The sequence below is a fragment of the Nocardia brasiliensis genome, from assembly GCF_042691675.1.
In the GTDB taxonomy this organism is placed as follows: domain Bacteria; phylum Actinomycetota; class Actinomycetes; order Mycobacteriales; family Mycobacteriaceae; genus Nocardia; species Nocardia brasiliensis_D.
The window spans coordinates 1751073-1767254 of the sequence record NZ_CP170507.1 but is presented as its reverse complement, the minus strand read 5'-3'; the positions used below and the strand labels follow the sequence as shown (position 1 = coordinate 1767254).

The 16182-nt window shown below is 68.0% G+C and carries 17 protein-coding genes; 5 read left to right on the top strand and 12 right to left on the bottom strand.

The features are described 5' to 3' along the window. Positions 1 to 6 precede the first annotated feature (6 nt). From ACFK0J_RS08205 to ACFK0J_RS08190, 4 genes are all read left to right on the top strand, one after another. Positions 7 to 750, top strand: coding sequence for an arylmalonate decarboxylase (locus tag ACFK0J_RS08205; protein ID WP_378738046.1), 744 nt, complete (start codon positions 7 to 9; stop codon positions 748 to 750). 86 nt (positions 751 to 836) lie between these two features. Beyond that, entirely contained in the window at positions 837 to 2366 is a 1530-nt protein-coding gene (locus tag ACFK0J_RS08200) for a class I adenylate-forming enzyme family protein (RefSeq protein WP_378738044.1), read from the top strand. Between the two features lie 2 nt (positions 2367 to 2368). Further along, positions 2369 to 3565, top strand: coding sequence for a DUF4437 domain-containing protein (locus ACFK0J_RS08195; protein ID WP_378738042.1), 1197 nt, complete (start codon positions 2369 to 2371; stop codon positions 3563 to 3565). A gap of 314 nt (positions 3566 to 3879) precedes the next feature. Beyond that, positions 3880 to 4125, top strand: a complete 246-nt coding sequence (locus ACFK0J_RS08190) for a cold shock domain-containing protein (protein WP_378738040.1) — start codon at positions 3880 to 3882, stop codon at positions 4123 to 4125. Between the two features lie 74 nt (positions 4126 to 4199). Here ACFK0J_RS08190 and ACFK0J_RS08185 read toward each other — a convergent pair whose 3' ends face one another. Genes ACFK0J_RS08185 through ACFK0J_RS08135 form a run of 11 tightly spaced genes read right to left on the bottom strand, consistent with a single transcriptional unit; the run spans position 4200 to position 13665 of the window. Next, the gene (locus ACFK0J_RS08185; protein ID WP_378738038.1) at positions 4200 to 5024 is read right to left on the bottom strand and encodes an HpcH/HpaI aldolase/citrate lyase family protein; all 825 of its coding nucleotides are present in this window, start codon (positions 5022 to 5024) and stop codon (positions 4200 to 4202) included. Continuing rightward, on the bottom strand, positions 5021 to 6184 hold the full coding sequence (locus tag ACFK0J_RS08180) for an acyl-CoA dehydrogenase family protein (protein ID WP_378738036.1): 1164 nt from the start codon (positions 6182 to 6184) through the stop codon (positions 5021 to 5023). The genes ACFK0J_RS08185 and ACFK0J_RS08180 overlap by 4 nt, the downstream gene beginning before the upstream one ends. Continuing rightward, complete coding sequence (locus ACFK0J_RS08175) at positions 6162 to 6563, bottom strand: Zn-ribbon domain-containing OB-fold protein (protein ID WP_378738034.1); 402 nt, start codon at positions 6561 to 6563, stop codon at positions 6162 to 6164. The genes ACFK0J_RS08180 and ACFK0J_RS08175 overlap by 23 nt, the downstream gene beginning before the upstream one ends. Further along, a complete protein-coding gene (locus ACFK0J_RS08170; RefSeq protein ID WP_378738033.1) occupies positions 6560 to 7705 on the bottom strand; it encodes an acetyl-CoA acetyltransferase in 1146 nt (381 codons plus the stop codon). The genes ACFK0J_RS08175 and ACFK0J_RS08170 overlap by 4 nt, the downstream gene beginning before the upstream one ends. Beyond that, complete coding sequence (locus ACFK0J_RS08165) at positions 7702 to 8100, bottom strand: MaoC/PaaZ C-terminal domain-containing protein (protein WP_378738031.1); 399 nt, start codon at positions 8098 to 8100, stop codon at positions 7702 to 7704. The genes ACFK0J_RS08170 and ACFK0J_RS08165 overlap by 4 nt, the downstream gene beginning before the upstream one ends. Then, positions 8097 to 8606, bottom strand: coding sequence for a MaoC family dehydratase (locus tag ACFK0J_RS08160; protein WP_378738029.1), 510 nt, complete (start codon positions 8604 to 8606; stop codon positions 8097 to 8099). The genes ACFK0J_RS08165 and ACFK0J_RS08160 overlap by 4 nt, the downstream gene beginning before the upstream one ends. Next, positions 8603 to 9613 carry a RidA family protein gene (locus ACFK0J_RS08155; RefSeq protein ID WP_378738027.1) on the bottom strand — a complete coding sequence of 337 codons (1011 nt, stop codon included), beginning with the start codon at positions 9611 to 9613 and terminating at the stop codon, positions 8603 to 8605. Before ACFK0J_RS08155 ends, ACFK0J_RS08160 begins: the two co-directional genes overlap by 4 nt. Then, positions 9610 to 10920: an MmgE/PrpD family protein gene (locus ACFK0J_RS08150; protein WP_378738025.1), complete on the bottom strand. Its 1311-nt coding sequence runs from the start codon at positions 10918 to 10920 to the stop codon at positions 9610 to 9612. The genes ACFK0J_RS08155 and ACFK0J_RS08150 overlap by 4 nt, the downstream gene beginning before the upstream one ends. Beyond that, entirely contained in the window at positions 10917 to 12131 is a 1215-nt protein-coding gene (locus ACFK0J_RS08145) for a CaiB/BaiF CoA transferase family protein (RefSeq protein WP_378738023.1), read from the bottom strand. Before ACFK0J_RS08145 ends, ACFK0J_RS08150 begins: the two co-directional genes overlap by 4 nt. Further along, entirely contained in the window at positions 12128 to 13150 is a 1023-nt protein-coding gene (locus ACFK0J_RS08140) for an LLM class flavin-dependent oxidoreductase (protein ID WP_378738021.1), read from the bottom strand. The genes ACFK0J_RS08145 and ACFK0J_RS08140 overlap by 4 nt, the downstream gene beginning before the upstream one ends. Then, positions 13147 to 13665 (bottom strand): MaoC family dehydratase, encoded by a 519-nt coding sequence (locus ACFK0J_RS08135; protein ID WP_378738019.1) that lies wholly within the window; start codon positions 13663 to 13665, stop codon positions 13147 to 13149. Before ACFK0J_RS08135 ends, ACFK0J_RS08140 begins: the two co-directional genes overlap by 4 nt. Positions 13666 to 13910: 245 nt before the next feature. Between ACFK0J_RS08135 and ACFK0J_RS08130 the strand changes: the two genes are divergently transcribed. Next, positions 13911 to 14918, top strand: coding sequence for an alpha/beta hydrolase (locus tag ACFK0J_RS08130; protein ID WP_378738017.1), 1008 nt, complete (start codon positions 13911 to 13913; stop codon positions 14916 to 14918). 6 nt (positions 14919 to 14924) lie between these two features. On the opposite strand, the gene ACFK0J_RS08125 is transcribed toward ACFK0J_RS08130, so the two are convergent. Next, positions 14925 to 16154, bottom strand: a complete 1230-nt coding sequence (locus ACFK0J_RS08125) for a TetR/AcrR family transcriptional regulator (protein ID WP_378738015.1) — start codon at positions 16152 to 16154, stop codon at positions 14925 to 14927. Positions 16155 to 16182: the final 28 nt, after the last annotated feature.

Here is a 16182-nt window from a genome sequence, read left to right as displayed (position 1 = left end):
GACCCGATGACCGACGTACTCGGCTGGCGGCGCAAGTTCGGCGTGCTCGCCCCGTCCACCAACACGATTGTGGAACCGGACTTCTACCGCATGGGCGTGCCAGGAGTGACCGCGCATTTCGGCCGCATTCACATCCGCGACCAGAATATGAGTGACGACGCGGGCATGGATCGCCTGCTCGAGCAGATCCGCGCGGAAATGGACTACACCTGCGCGCGGGTGCTGACCTGCGAGCCGGACTACATGGTGATGGGCATGTCCGCCGAGACCTTCTGGGGCGGCGTCGAAGGCAACCTGCGGTTCGTCGAGCAGATCCAGGACGCGACCGGACTCGAAGTCGCCACCGGTGCCGAAGCCTGTCGGCGGGCACTGGAACTGTACGGTGCACGCCGCATCGGGGTGGTCACGCCGTATCAGCCGATCGGTGACGCGAACGTGGTGCGCTTTTTCGGGGAACTCGGCTTCGAAGTCGTCGCGATCAAGGGATTGCGTTGTCCCACCGCCGTATCCATAGCGCACGTGACCGAGGACGAACTGCGGGCCGCGCTGCTCGAAGTGGACGGCCCGAAGGTCGATGCGCTGGTGCAGTGCGGCACCAACCTGTCCATGGTGCGACTGGCCGACGAGGCGGAACGGTGGCTCGGCAAGCCGGTGATCGCGATCAATGCCGCGACGTGGTGGATGGCGCTGCGCGATAACGGCATCCAGGACCGGGTGGACGGCGCCGGGTCGTTGCTGCGCGATCACTGACTCGTCCCCCGAGTACTCGAAGCACCGGGACACCGCTGTCCCGAAAATAGGGAAACGACGTTTCCAGCACTGCGAGGAGGAGCGCGATGCCGTTGCGAACGGGTGGATCGGCCTTGTCGATCGCGACCGGTATCCGGGAATTCGGTGTCGCCAGCCCAGCGGTCATTGCGGTGGCGGACGGCGATCGTCGACTGAGCTACGCGGCACTCGATGGACGGTCGAACCGGGTGGCCACCGCCTTGCTGAGCGCGGGCCTGCGGACCGGTGAACGGGTGGCTGTCCTGCTCGGCAACCGCCTCGAGTATCCCGAAGTCGCCTGTGGCATAGCTAAAGCCGGGCTGGTTATGGTGCTCCTGAATCCGCGGCTCACCGCCCCGGAGGCCGCCTATCTGCTCGCCCACTCCGGCTGCCGCGCACTCGTCGCGGACAACGCCTACGCCGGTATCGTCGCCGATTCGGCGCCGCCGACGGTGTTCTGCGTCGGCGGAACGGAATTGGGTCCGGACTACGAAACCGCACTGGCCCGCGCCGATCCCACCGACCCACGCGCCGACGTCGGCGAAACCGAACCGTTCTGCATCGCCTATACCGCGGGCACGACGGGCAAACCCAAAGGCGTGGTGATCAGCCATCGCTCGCGTGCGCTCACCTTCTACGGCGCCGCGCTCGAATGGGGCCTGGGCCTCGGCAGGCGCACCATCGCGGTGGCGCCGATGTATCACGGGGCCGGTTTCGCGTTCGGCTACGCGCCGGTTTACACCGGCGGCACGGTCAGCATGCTGCGCTCGTGGGATCCGGAGCAGCTGCTTCGGCTGATCGAACTCGAACGCGCACAGTCGATTTTCCTCGTACCGACTCATGCCCACGCCTTGCGCGCGCTGGGCCAGGAGGCGCTGCGTCGCTACGACCTGTCCAGCGTCGACACCCTCTACTTCAATGCCGCTGCCCTGCCCGTCGCACTCAAAGACTGGACTCGGCAAGCCTTTCCGGGAGCGGGCGTCCACGAGCTCTACGGCTCCACCGAAGCGGGCATCGTCGCGAACTGCCGCCCCGGGGACGCATCCCGCAAACCAGGCTCGGTCGGCACCCCTTGGCTGATGACCGAAGTACGTCTCCTCGACCAGGCGGGCCAGCCAGTGCAGCCGGGCGAGCGCGGCGAGTTGTTCAGCCGCTCACCATATTTGATGAGCGGCTACCTCGACGACGCCGACGCCACGGCCGCCTGCGTGACCGAGGACGGCTTCCTCAGCAGCGGCGATATCGCCACCGCCGACGAGGACGGCTTTCTGCGCATCGTCGACCGCAAGCAGGACATGATCATCTCGGGTGGGGTGAATATCGCGCCGCGTGAGGTCGAGGAGGTGTTGTCCGGCTGCCCCGGCGTGGCCGAGGCGGCGGTTGTCGGTGTGCCGGACGGTGAATGGGGCGAACGGGTTACCGCCTTCGTCGTGGCCCTGCCCGGCGCGACCCTCGACGCGGGCACCCTCACCGCGCACTGCCGGACTCGGCTCGCGGGCCCCAAGCTGCCCAGACAGATCACCGTCGTCGCCCAGCTACCGCGCAGCGCCGCCGGGAAAGTCCTGAAACGCCAATTACGAGAAGCGAAGGAGATCTGATCATGCGGCCACATGTCGAACTGATCCACGAGGACGACTACATCTGGCACGGCGCCGAACTGATCGGCGGCGAAGGCCGGGCCAGCGAACGGCGACTGTCGGTGGACGAGGAGGACGGTTCCTCGTCGCTGCGCGTCGACTTCCACACCCACTGGGGTCGCGGTCCCGGCATCCATCACGCGAACACCGAGTACTACGTCCTCGACGGCGTCCTCAGCTATGGCGAGCGTGTGATCGGTTCGGGCGCTTACGTTTTCGCCCCCAAAGGTGTTCCGGTGGAGGCGATGCGGTTCACCGAGGGAACCAAGATCCTGCACTACCGCGAGTACGGCGACGCCGGTTTCGACCCGGTCGCCGGTCCGGACGCGCCGCGCTGGGACGGAGCGCGCGAGGACGTCATCGTGCTGGACACCGCCGCCATGCCCTGGCAACCGGTGCCCAACGCGGGCCCGATGCCGGGCATGGTCATCAAATATCTGCACGTGGACCCCATCTCCGGCTTCTACACCCGGCTGGTGCACGCCCAGGAGGGCTGGTCGGATCACCGGCTGGCGCACCATCCGTGCTTCGAGGAGGCCTACACCACCCAGGGCCACATGGAGTACAACTTCGGCACGCTCGACCTCGGCACCTACTTCTTCCGGCCGGCCCGGGTCAAGCACGGCCACTTCACCACCATGGAGGGCGGCGCCACCTGGCTGCTGCGCTCGGACGGGCAACTGTTCAATTGGTACACCCAGAACGAGTGGCTGCGCTGGGGTGGCGACGCGGTGAACTGGCGGCCGGGCGGGCACCCGGCGCGCTGGTCGATGTCCAGCCACGATCTCGGCGACCCGCGTTCCCGCAGTGCCGCCGATCTGGCCGACCTGGCCAAGTCGGCCGCGTACTTCCGCGAACGCGAGGGCCTCGACCTGGGCGACTATGTACAGCACGGCAGCGGGACCGATCCGAGTCTGATCGCGATCGCCAAGGCGGTGGATTCGGCCACACTGGCCGGTGGGCACGGGCACGCGCACGCGTTCGACTGGGGCGCCGACCCGCATGCCCTGGAGCACCCGCACGAACGCACCGACTCCGGCGCGCACAACTGGGGACACGGCCGTTCCTGGACGGAGGGCGACCCGATACCCGCGCCGATCCTGTCCACCCTGCCGGTACGCAGCCGATCCCGCGGCCGCTGGGACGGCGACGGCATGTGAGCCGGAGTGAGTTGGGCCACTGTGCGCTCGCGCGAGCTCTGGGCGATTAATATGGGATTCGCATACGGACAGTTTCGACCGCGCCGAAGCGGGCATCCCGCGCTCGCGGGGTGCCCGCGCACCGTATCGATTCTGAGGAGATCGTCAACCGTGGCTCGACAGAACAACTCAACACATTCCAAGCGAGCAGCTAGTAGAACAGCCAAGAACAGCGCAGCTGTCGTCTGGCCTGATCCCAGCCCCCTCGCATCCTGGTGGCAGCAGGTAATGCAACCCGAATCCGGCAAGCGCTCGGCTGCCCGTGGGGCCGCGTAATGCCCGCGGGTGAAGAGTGGATGCACGGCACCGTCCGCTGGTTCGACACCGCGAAGGGCTTCGGATTCCTCGACGCCGAGGGCTATCCCGGTGGCATTTTCGTGGAGTACTCCAGCATCGACTCCCCGGGCTTCAAAACCCTCACCGCCGGGCAGCCGGTCGTGTTCACCTGTGAGCTGCGACCACGTGGTGTCGAGGCCGTCGCGGTCCGACCACTGGCGCTGTTAGCCACCGCCGCCGCGTAATTTCGTACGCCCCTTGATTTCTCGCACACGCGATCGCAGGCGATGTGGCTTGCGGGAGATCAAGGAGTGTGCGGCTAGTGGTGGGAGCCGAGAAGTCGGCGGGCCTGGCGGATGACCGCCAGGTCCACCATCCGGCCCGCGTCGTCGAGGACGACCCCGCCGTCGGCGGCGTCGAAGCGCGCCACCAGTGCCCGCGCTCGGTCGACTTCCGCCGCGTCCGGGGTGAATACCGCATTGACCACCGGCACCTGCGCCGGATGGATACAGGCCCGCCCGCGGAATCCGATGCGCGCCAAGGCTTCTGTCGATCGGCGCAAGTCCGCCAGATCTCGGAAGTCGGTGCGCACCGGCGCGAGCGGCGGCTCGATGCCCGCCGCGGCGGAGGCCAGCACCACCTGAGTGCGCAGGGACAGCAGCTCCAACTCGTCCGCGCCCGGCGTGATGCCGGCCTCCGCGCACAGGTCCGCCTCGCCCAGTTGCAGGCGCGAGACCCGAGGTGCCGCGGCGATGGCGCGCGCGTCGAGTACCGCTGCCGCGCTTTCCAATAGCGGGCACACGCGGATCGCACCTGGATACTGTTCGTGCGCTCGCAGCAGTGCGTCGACCGTGTCGATCTGGTCTGCGGATTCGGTTTTCGCCAGGCACACCGCGGCAACCGCGGGTAACGCGACCGCCGACAAGTCCTGCTCGCCGAGCGGGCCCGGGTTCACCCGCACCCAGATGCGTTGTCCGCGCGGCGATACCGTGCGCAGCCAATCGGCGACGGCGGCACGGGCGCTGTCCTTCTCGCGCAGCGGTATCGAATCCTCCAGATCGAGCAGGACCACGTCCGCCATCCCGCCGAGCGCCTTGTCGAAGAGCTCGGGGCGGTTACCCGGCACATAGAGCGCCGATCTCACCAACCCACCTTGCGTTCGCCGGACAACAACGCCTTCGCGATGATCATGCGCTGAATCTCGTTGGTGCCCTCCCCGATCGCCAGCAACGGCGCATCCCGGTAGAGCCGCTCGACGACGAACTCGCGCGAGTACCCGTGCCCGCCATGGATGCGCATGGCCTCGAGGGACGCCCGGATCGCAGTCTCAGAGGCGAAGTATTTGGCCATGCCCGCGTCCATATCCACCCGATGACCGCCGTCCGCCCGGGCGGCGCTCCAGTAAGTGAGCAGGCGAGCCGCCTGGATCTCGGTGGCCATATCCGCGAGTTTCAGTTGGATCGCCTGGAAGTCGGCGATGGGTTTGCCGAAAGCCTGTCGGTGCCTGGCGTATTCGAGCGCGGCCTCGTAGGCGGCCTGCGCCACACCGACAGCGCGGGCGGCGATATTGATCCGGCCGATCTCGAGTCCCGAGAGTGCCTGCTGCATGCCGCGCCCCTCCACTCCGCCGAGCAGCGCGTCGACCGGGACCCGCACGTCGTCGAGTATCAGCTCGCAGGATTCGGTCCCGCGGTAGCCGAGCTTGGGTAGGTCCCTGCTGATGGTGAAGCCCGGTGTCGTGGTGTCCACCAACAGGATCGACATGCCCTTGTGCGCTGGTTCGGTGATCGAGGTCTTCACCAGGATCGGCAGCGGGTTCGCGTGCCGGGCGTTGGTGATCCACGTCTTGGCGCCACGGACGACGTAGTGGTCGCCGTCGCGCCGGGCGCGGGTGCCGATGCCTTGCAGGTCCGAACCCGCGTCCGGTTCGGTGAGCGCGATGCCGGTGCGCCGGGCTCCGGTCGCCAGTTCGGGGAGGTAGCGGTTCTTCTGCTGCTCGGTGCCATGCTCGGCGATCATCCAGCAGGACAGCGAATGCGAGCCGATGATGCCCGCGATGGCCATCCAACCGCGCGAGATCTCCTCGAAGACCAGGGCGAACGACACCTTGTCGACGTCGAGCCCACCGTATTGCTCGGGTACCGTGAGACCGAACAGGCCGAGCTGTTTCATCGTGTCGACGATCTCGGTCGGGTAGCGACCCTCGTGTTCCCATTCGATGGCCACCGGCATGATCTGCTTGTCCACGAACGCACGCAGCACAGCGCGGAAATCTCGTTGCTCATCGGTCAATTCGAAGTCCATCGTTCTCCTTCTCGAACACCGGCAGCAACCGGCCGTCGCCGATCTCGCGCCAGCACAGCCACACCGGGTCGTCGCAGCGCCACTGTTCGGCACCTACCAGGTTGGTGAGCAGTATCGGACCCTCGGTCAGGCGCACCCGCGCGACCACGTAGGGCACCTCGAATTCCGGGCCCGGCGCGCGATGCACGACCGTGAACGAGTCGACGACACCGCGCCCGCAGGCTTGTGTCCAGTCCAGGGCTGTCGACCCGCACCCGGTACAGAGCGCACGCGGATAGTGCTGGAGCTGTGCGCATTCCAGGCAGCGCTGCAGCAGCAGGCGTCGGTCCCGGGTAGCCGCCCACCACGGCTCGGTGATCTCGTCGACCGGCACGTTCATCGGTCCCGCCCCAGGATGACGGTGGCGTGAGTGGACATGATGCCGCCGGTGCCGTGCGCCAAAGCCACGTCCGCGCGGCGTACTTGGCGGTCGCCGCAGTCACCGCGCAGCTGGCGCACCGCCTCGACCAAGAGCAACAGGCCGAACATGCCAGGGTGGCAGTAGGAAAGGCCACCGCCACTGGTGTTCAGCGGGAAGGCACCACCGGGGCGGATACGGCCGTCGGCCACGAACTCGGCCGCCTCCCCCGGTCGGCAGAAGCCGAGTCCCTCCAAGGTGAGCAGCACGGTGATGGTGAACGAATCGTAGATCTGGGCGACGTCGATATCGCCCGGGCCGAGCCGCGCCATCGCGTAGGCGCGTTGGGCCGAGTTGAAAGAGCCGGGCCGCAACAGATCCGGTGCGGCCGCCATGCTGGCCTGGGTGTTCGATTCGCCGTAACCGAGGATCTGGATCGGTAGCCGCCGCAGGCTTCTCGCGCGGTCGAGCGAAGTCAGCACCACGGCGGCACCGCCGTCGGTGACCAGGCAGCAGTCGGCGGCGGTGAGTGGTGAACTCACCATCGGCGCATCGAGTACGGCGTCGACGGTGAGTTCACCTGCGCCGTAGCGGTATGCGGCAGGGTTGAGCAGGGCCCACTGGCGTGCGGCCACCGCGACCTCCGCCAAAGCGGCGCGGCCTGAACGATGTTCGTGCAGGTAGCGTTGCGCGGCCATCGCGTAATAGGACAAGGGATAGAGCGGGCCGTAGGGCGCCTCGAACTGCGCCTGCGGAGTGTGCTCCTCGAAAACACCAGCCAGGGAGCGGGATCTGGCACTGCGCTGGTTCGAGGCATGCGAGATCACGACGGTGCGGCATTGATTGTGTTCGATGGCCTGCGCCGCACGCGCCACATACATCTCGAATGCGGAACCACCCGCTGCGGTCGAGTCGGTCCAGCAGGGTTCGATGCCCAGATATTCGGCCAGCTGGACGGTGGAGAACCGGGAGAACCCGGCGGTGGCGATGCCGTCCACATCGCGCACCGTCAGCCCGGCGTCGGCCAGAGCGCGGGTGATCGCCTGCGCCTGCAGGTGCGCAATGGATTTGCCGGTCAGGCCGAGATCGGATTCGGCGGCACCCACAATGGCGACAGCGCTCATTCCGGCAGCACCGTTGCCCCGGCCGGAGCCACGATCACCCGCGGCCGATCGCCCGCCACCGCTACCTGCTGCCGCACCACGAGTGCGCCGTCCGGCTCGGTTTGGATGACTTCGCCGGTGCAACAGACGGTCTCGCCCGCGAAAGCCATGGCGCGGAAGCGGAAGTGCAGGCGGCTGATTCTGGCGCGCGGTCCGAGCCAGTCCAGCAGTTGCTCGGCGAGCAACGCACCGAACAACTGTCCGTCGATGACCGGCGCGGGTAGTCCGCGCTCGGTGGCATAGCCGGTGTCGTAGTGCAAGCGGTGCCAGTCCCAGGTGGCACCGGCGTAGGCGATCATGTCCGCCTGCTCGATGCGCCTGCGCAACGGCGGTATCCGGGTGCCGATGTCGATCACTTCGCCTCCGGTGTCCGCCGCGGGTTCGCAGTCTCGAGTGGGACGTAGATGAGTGTTTCGTCGTTGCTGGCGAGCAGCGTGCCGTGCTGATTGCGATAGGTGGCGCGGGATCGGACGAAGAGTTTGCCGCCCTTCGTTTCGACGTCGACGATGCGCCAGGTGGCGGTGATGATGTCCGATGGGCGGGTCGGTTGATGGAATTCGTAGGTGTTGCCGCCGCGCACCAGGGTCGTGCCGGGCACTTCGATGCCCCAGTTGTGCCCGGCGAATCCGTCGCCGTCGCGCGGCAGGCCGGTGAACTGGTTGGTCTCGCAGATCAGGGTCGGCGGAGCGATCACGCCGGCGTATCCGTGTGCCCGCGCGTAGGTTTCGTCGGTGTAGAGCGGATTGTGGTCGCCAACCGCGACGGCGAAGTATCGGATCGCCGCTCGCCCCAACGGCTCCGGCGCGGTGTAAATCACCTCGCGGCCGATCAGCGCGGTGAACTCGGCAACCGGCATGCTCATCGCAGCACCGCCGTCGGGACCACCTCGAGCTGGAACTCCGGGCGCAGCAGGCCGGAACAGACTACCGAGGTCAACGCACAACCACCCGGAAAGTATTTGTGCCGCAATGGATCCAGTTCCGCATACGACTCGGCGGCCGCTGGCGTCACGTACTCCACTAACCGGACCACCGAACGACCATCCGTGCCCGCCTCGTGCAAGACCTCGGTGATGGCCGCGTATATATAATCGGCCTGAGCAACCAGATCTCCGGGAAACGCGCGCTGGGTGGCCGGGTCGAGAGCGGCGAAACCCGACAGGAACAGCAGCTCACCTGCCAGCACACCGGGTCGGTAGGTCAGCGTGTCGTAGCGGCTCCAGCCGGGGTTGACGGTGCGGAGCGGTTCGGTCGACGCGATCGCGTCCAACCGCACCGCGGGGCCGTTCGCGGTGGGCACTAATATGCCAGCGGCACCGGGGAACACCAGTTGCCCGTCGATGCCGGTGCCGCCGAGCAGATCCCGCCGGGGCCGCCCGCAGCGCGGGTACTCGGCGCGCGTAACCATCCCCGTGTAGTCGGTGGTGTGCACGAGGTGCTCCAGCCCGAAACCCAACGGCTCCAGCATGTCCCGGGCCATGGTCAAGCAGGCGCGATACTGATCGGCGAAACTCGCGGCCGGATTCGGCGGGGTGATTCCCGGTAGATAGACGACGCCGCCCGCAGTCGTCACCACACCGTGCGGCGTCACCACTCGGCCACCGCCGCCCGGCACCACGGTGTACTGCACCGTCACGCGCTGTGGCCGATCTACCAGCCGGTCGACCGGCACCACCGACAGCGTGACCCCTTCGGGTCGGGTGGATGGCTGATCCGCGACCGCCGGCGTGCGGAACTCGGTGACCTGCACCAGATCCCGAGCCGTCGCGTCCACGGACGCCAACTGTTCCGCTGCCCGCGCGTACGCTTCCGCGCCGCTGTCGCCGGATACCGCGGGCAGCCAGACCATCTCGGACACTACCGAATTCATTGCCGCAACTCCTTCAGCAGTGGGTGCAGATTCTCCTGGTCGGCGAGGGCCAAGATGGCGTCGACGGCCGCGGGTGCCAGTCCGTTGCCGATTGCCTTGTCGCGCACGAGGTTGTCGAGGCCCGGGTCGTCCGGTGCGCCACGGCTGCCCGGCACGGTGGCGACGAGATCGGTACCGTCCCGCAGGCGGATTCGGAGACGACCCGGCTGTTCGGCGACGACACCGTCCGCGTCCACCACTCGATGAGTGACCCGGGCGGCGAGGTCGGCGATGTCGGTACGAGTCACCTGCCGGTACGTGCAGATGGAGACGCGGCCGTCCAGCAACATGGCGGCCACGCTCCACGGCAGGCTGAATTTCGCCGCGTAGGCGGTGCGTGGCAGTCCCTTGTCCGGCCCGCACACGATCGGCACGGCATCCGGATGGACATCGGCCACCACGGATTCGATCCGCTCCGCGTCGACGTCCGCCGTGCGAGCCGCATCCAGCGTCGCATGCAGCACCTGGCACGCCGGGTACGGCTTGATCGTGATTCGGGTGGTCTCCCACCGCTCGCCCAGCCCCGACGACGGATCGATACCGTCGCGCCCCAGCAGTGCCCGATACAGCCCGTACTCGCCCTCGAATACCGCACGTGGTCCGGTGACTCCGGCCGCCGCGAATCGTGCCGCGAGAAGGCCCGCGTGCGCGGCGAATCCGGGATGGAGCTGCTTGGTGTTCGCGCCATCGGTGAGAAATTCGAGCAGTCCACCCGCCTGACTCCCCGCGATCCCGAGCGCGTGCGCGGTCTGGGTCGGCGACAAGCGGTACAGCCGCGCGGCCACCAGTGCGGCGGCGAAGACGCCGCAGACCGACGTCGCGTGGAAGCCACGGGCATGGAAGCCGTGCGGCACGGTCGCGGCGAGCCGACAGATCGTCTCGTAGCCGACCACCATGGCGGTCAGTACTTCCGCCCCGGTGGCACCGGTCTGCTCACCGACCGCGAAGGCGACCGGAAGCACCGGTGCCGTAGCGTGCACCAGCCCGCCCGCGTGGGTGTCGTCGAAGTCCAGCGCGTGCACCAGCACCGCACCGGCGAGGGCGGCGGCGGGTGCGCCGATTCGTTCACCGGTGCCTGGAATTGTCGCTTCCGCCGGGCCGCCGAGCTCGCGCGCCACCGTCAGCACGGGCTGCTCTTCGGTGAGTGCCGCTGCGGCACAACCGAGCCCGTCCAGCACATGGCGCACGGCTGCGCGGCGTACCGGAATCGGGATATCCGCCGACCGCAACGCGACTGACCACTGCGCGAAAGTCGCTGCCGCGCTCATTGTTCGGCTCCGAAGGCCGCATCGGCCGTGAGCTTCGCGATCCGCTCGTCCGAGTAGCCCAGCAACCCGCGCAGCACCTCGTCCGTGTGCTCACCCCGCTGCGGTGCCCGTCGGTGATCGGTGGGCGGTGTGCCCACTCGCACCGGGGAGGCGGGCTGCCGGACGGTGCCGAAGCGGGGGTGTTCGGTCGTCACGACGAGGCCGCGCGCAGCGGTGTGTTCGTCGGCGAGGGCCGCCGCCACGTCGTTGACCGGGCCGCAGGGGATCCCCGCGGCACGCAGCTCGGCGAGCCAGGAATCCACTGTGCGAGTGGCGAATACCGCTGCCAGTCGGCGAGTCAGGCGATCCCCGTTGCGCCCCCGCTCGGCGAAGGTCGCGTAACCGGGATCGCCACTGAATTCAGGGGCCCCGACGACGGTGTCGAGGATCGCGGCCAACCGCTGCCAGAACTTCTCTTTGGCGCAGCCGACCACCAGCCAGCCGTCGGCGGCGGCGAAGTTCTGGAACGGCACCAGCGACGGGTGCGCCGAATCGCGCAGCCGCCGTGGTTGATAGTCGGTGTTCAACGACCAGGTCGCGACGTAACTCAGCATGGTGACGGCGGTGTCGTATAAGGAAAGGTCGCAGTCCATGCCGACACCGTCGCGGCGGGCGGCGTGCACCCCGGCCAGCAGCGCGATGGCCGCGACGAACCCGCCGGAGTAATCCACCACGGACAGACCGGATTTCGTCGGCGGTCCCGCCGGGTCGCCGGTGAGCTCCATCCAACCGGCGAGGCCCTGCAGGATGTAGTCGTAGCCCGGCTCCGCGGCGCGCGGTCCCGTCATGCCGAAGCCGGTGAGGGAACAGCAGACGATCCGCTCGTTGAGATGCCGCACATCGGCATAGGTGAGGCCGAGTTTGGCGGGCACGTCGCCGCGCAAGTTGGAGTAGAGAGCGTCGGCGCGACGCACGAGATCGTCGAATACGGCCCGGCCCGCCGGAGTGCTCATGTCGAGCGACACGGATTTCTTGTTCCGATTGAAGGTTTCGAAGAACAGCGAGTCCTCCCCCGCCGCGTACGGCGGCACATAGCGCCCGACGTCGCCTCCGGTCCGCGGATCCTCGATTTTGATCACCTCGGCGCCGAGGTCGGCCAGGTGCACGCTGCCGAACGGTCCGGCACCGTACTGTTCGAGGCTGATGATCCGGATGTCTTGGAGAGGTTTCATCGGCTGAGCTCCCGGATCAGATCGATGAGCCGGGCCTGGCAGGCCCGGATGTCTTGCGGCGGTAGGCCATAGACCGCGGGGCTGAGTTTGACCACATCCGCGGTCCCCTCGTATTCGCCGATCCGCGCCGCGACCTGCTCGGGCGTGCCCGCCGCAACCAGCGGTTCAATCATCGCATCCGGAACCGAGTCGGCGAGCCGGTTCGCACCGCCGCCTGCCTTGCGCGCGGCGATCACCCGATCCTGCTCCGCGCCAAGGCCGTGCGCCTCGAAGAACTCGCGATACCCGGCCACCGAGGCATAGAAGCCGACGGTCCCGGCGGCCCGCCGCCGCGCCACGATGGCATCGTCGGTTATCGAACAGCACAGCGAGGCGACCACTTCGAGTCGCGATCGGTCCCGACCGGCCTTGGCCAGTCCCGCATCGAGGCGAGGCAGCACCACCTCGGTCAGATAGGTCGGCGAGCACAGCTCGTGCGACAACCAACCGTCCGCGATCTCACCCGCCAGCCGAACCAGTTGTGGACCGACCGCCGCCAGATAGATCGGAATCTCCCGGCGTACCGGCGGATACGGTCGCTGATACCCGCTGACGCGCATCCGGCGCACCGCCCCTTCGTGCGCGATCGGCGCGCCGAGGTGCGCTCCCGCCACGAAAGCCCTGATCGCCGTTACGGTGTCGCGCAACCGTGCCACCGGTCGTTCCCACTCGGCCCCATGCCATTCCTCGATGAGCCGCCGCGCGCCTGTCCCGAGGCCGAGTACGAAACGGCCTCCGGCCAGTTCGTCGAGGTCGAGCGCCGCCAACGCGGTGACCATCGGACTGCGGGCGAACGCCAGAGCGACGGCCGTCCCCACCCCGGCCGTGCGCACTGTCGGCGCGACAGCGGCCGCCACGACGGTCGCGCTGCGGTGCAGTTCCGGCAGCCACAGCACCCCGGCACCGGCCGCCTCGGCCGCCGTCGCCGCCGCCGTCAGTTCGGAAAGTGTTTCGCCCCACGGGGCGTAGTCGATTCTCATGGCGCCAACTGCCCGGACTTGGCCTGCGGGAAGTAATTCTGGTGATGGGGTGCGTCCCGCTTGTACACGAGGACGGTGCGCCGCCAGGACAGCACCTCCTCGCCGTCCTGATTGAGCCCCCGGGTGCGGAACCCGACAATGCCCGCGTACGGCCGTGAGTTCGACTCCCTGGCCGAGGTCACCACGGACTCGGCATAGATCGTGTCCCCGGCGAAGACGGGGTGCGTCAACCGGATCTCTTCCCAGCCGAGGTTCATGATCGCCTGCTGGCTGGTGTCGACGACCGAAAGACCGAGCACGATCGCCACGGTGAGCCCGGAGTTCACGATCATCCGGCCGTAGGGCGCGCGCTCGGCGACCGCGGCGTTGAAATGGTTCTGGTTGGTGTTCATCGTCAGCAAGGTGAACCAGGTGTTGTCGGCCTCGCTGACGGTGCGGCCGAGCGGGTGCTGGTAGACGTCGCCGATCGCGAAATCCTCGTAGAAGCGCCCGATCTGGGCTCGATGCACGGTCATCGGAGCGGCTCCCTCACAGGCGGGTTGATGACGGTTCTTCACGTAACCACGCCCGCGACCGCCGGTCAAGATTTTGGCAACATCGTTTCTTTGTGCGAAACGCTGGCCGTCAGGTTCCCGCGTGTCGCAGGACAGATGCCACAGTCGCCGCACTTGACAGAAACCCACGACTGGGCGCTAATGGGCAAACAAGAAAGAAACGATATTTCGCTACAGGAAACAGCGCGCTCGTCGCTGGAGTCACGATGAACCTTCGAGGTCCCGCCTTCGCGGTCGCCACCCTCTGCACCGCCCTCACCCTCAGCACCGCGACAGCGACGGCCGCGGATCCCGTCGGCATCCCGGCGACCATCGACATCCCGTGCGCCGCAAGCACACTGCGGCAGAACGCGGACTGGTATCTACCCACGGGCAGCCCGCGGGGTTCGATCTGGCTGCAACACGGTTTCGCCCGCACCAATGCCAATGTCGCCTACCTGGCCCGAAGTTTCGCCGCCGCAGGCTATCTCGTTTTCGCGCCGAGCCTGCCGTTTCTGGACATCTCCGGCTGTACCTTGCAGAACCTGGGCGACAACACCGGCTTCCTGAACAATGTCGCCCACCTCTTCGGCACCGCAAGCGATCCCAGTGGTCCGCTCGCGCAAAGCCTTGCCGTGGCCGCACACTCGGCCCGGCGACCGGAACTGCGGATGCCGGGCCAGTTCGTCTTCATCGGCCACTCGGCGGGCGCGGAGGCGATCGAGTACGTCGCCCACCGCCTGCACACCACCTACCCGGAAACCTGGCCCGCCCTGCGCGGCCTGGTCCTGCTCGACCCGGTGAAGTCCTTCCTGGGCAACAACACCGAACGCGCGCTCACCGATCTCGACACCACCGCCATCCCCATCCTGACGATCTCGGCTCCTCCATCGCTGTGCAACAGCCTGGGCAGCGGCACCGCCGCCGTCCAGCAACTGCTCCACCGGTCATACGTCGGCATCCGCATCGACTCGGGCGTACACACCGACGCCGAGGGCACCAGCGGCGACATGATGGGCGATCTGCTCTGTGGCACGCCGGAAAGCGTGAACATCTCGACGCTGCGGACAGTGGCGATCGGCTGGGCAGGCGACTTCTTCACCGGCACCAGAACGGCCGACTACTACCCCGCCGACGCGCCACGCTCCGACGTCGCCGAGGCCGAGGCGGCGGTCGCCGGTGCGGTGGCCGCCGCGCCGTCCGCCCAGATCCTCACGGGTTCGTCGGCGCGCTGACTGCCGCTATCGGGTGGGCGTCGCAGCGCCGCCGGATAGCGCGAGCACTTCGGCGCCGAGGGCGGCGGCGGCAGACGCTATGCCCGGATACGCGCGCAGGTGCGGGGTGAGGGCGAGGTCGTTCAGCATCGATTGCGCGGCGTGAACTCTGACGCGGGCGGGCACCGGGTCCACGTCTGGGTAGAGCCCGCGGAGCAGGCGGACCCACTCGGCGATGTAGGCGCGTTGCGCCAGCTCGGCGCGCTGCCGATGCGCGTCGGGGAGGTGTCCGGCCTCCGCGGCAAGGGTCTGGATGAGGTGGGGATTCGCGAAGACGAAGGTGCTGTAACCCGCGAGCAGGCGTTCGAGGCCGTCGCGTGGATCGGCCGCCTGGGCGAGTGCGCGCTGCATGTCGATCCGGAGCCGTTCTTCGCCACGGACGATGGCTGCCAGGAGGATGTCCACTTTGGCCGGAAAGTGGTTGTAGACGCTCGGCCCGGCAATGCCGACAGCGGCACCGATTTCATCCATGCTGACGCGCACGAAACCGCGGTCGGCGAAGAGGTTGATCGTCTCGGTTACGATAGCTTCGCGACGCGAGGGGACGGTCGCTTCGCGACGCGAGCGCACGGCGAGCGGCGCGGGTTCGGTGTCGTGGTCTCGCCGCTGACCCAACGTCGGATTCGGTGCGGTGATCACCGCGCCGATGAGTTCGCCCAGCAGCGTGGTGAATTCGGGTTCCGGCAGCGAAAGACGATGGAATGACACGCTATTGGCGACCGCCAAGGCGCCCCAGGAGAGCAGGTCCGCGGCAATCGGATCCAGTCCGGGGCGGCGGGCGGCGATGATCTCGGCGAGGCGTGCGCCGAGCTGCCTGGCCTGTGCGCGAAATGCCGCCCGGTCTCGCACGGACAGATGGCGGGCCTCACGCCGCCACAGCACCCCGACATCGCGGCGCGCGAGCACGGTCGTGGCCAGCGTGGTCGCGACCTCGTCGGGTTGTCCCGCCGCCGTATCGACCGCGGCGGCGAAGGCGGTCAATGCCTCGTCGACGACCGTTGCCAGCAGGCTCTGCTTGCCGCGGAAATGCCGGTACAGCGCGGACGGCCCGATGGCCACCGCCTCGGCGACCTCGCCCATGCCGACGTTCGGGTATCCGTTGCGGGAGAACAGATCCGCGGCCGCGGCGATGATCAGTGCACGCCGGTTCGCCGGCCTGGTGTTGCGGGCCGGACGAACCAGGCCCGGCCCGTTCACCACTATCGCTCCCTCGGGAAACCGGCGG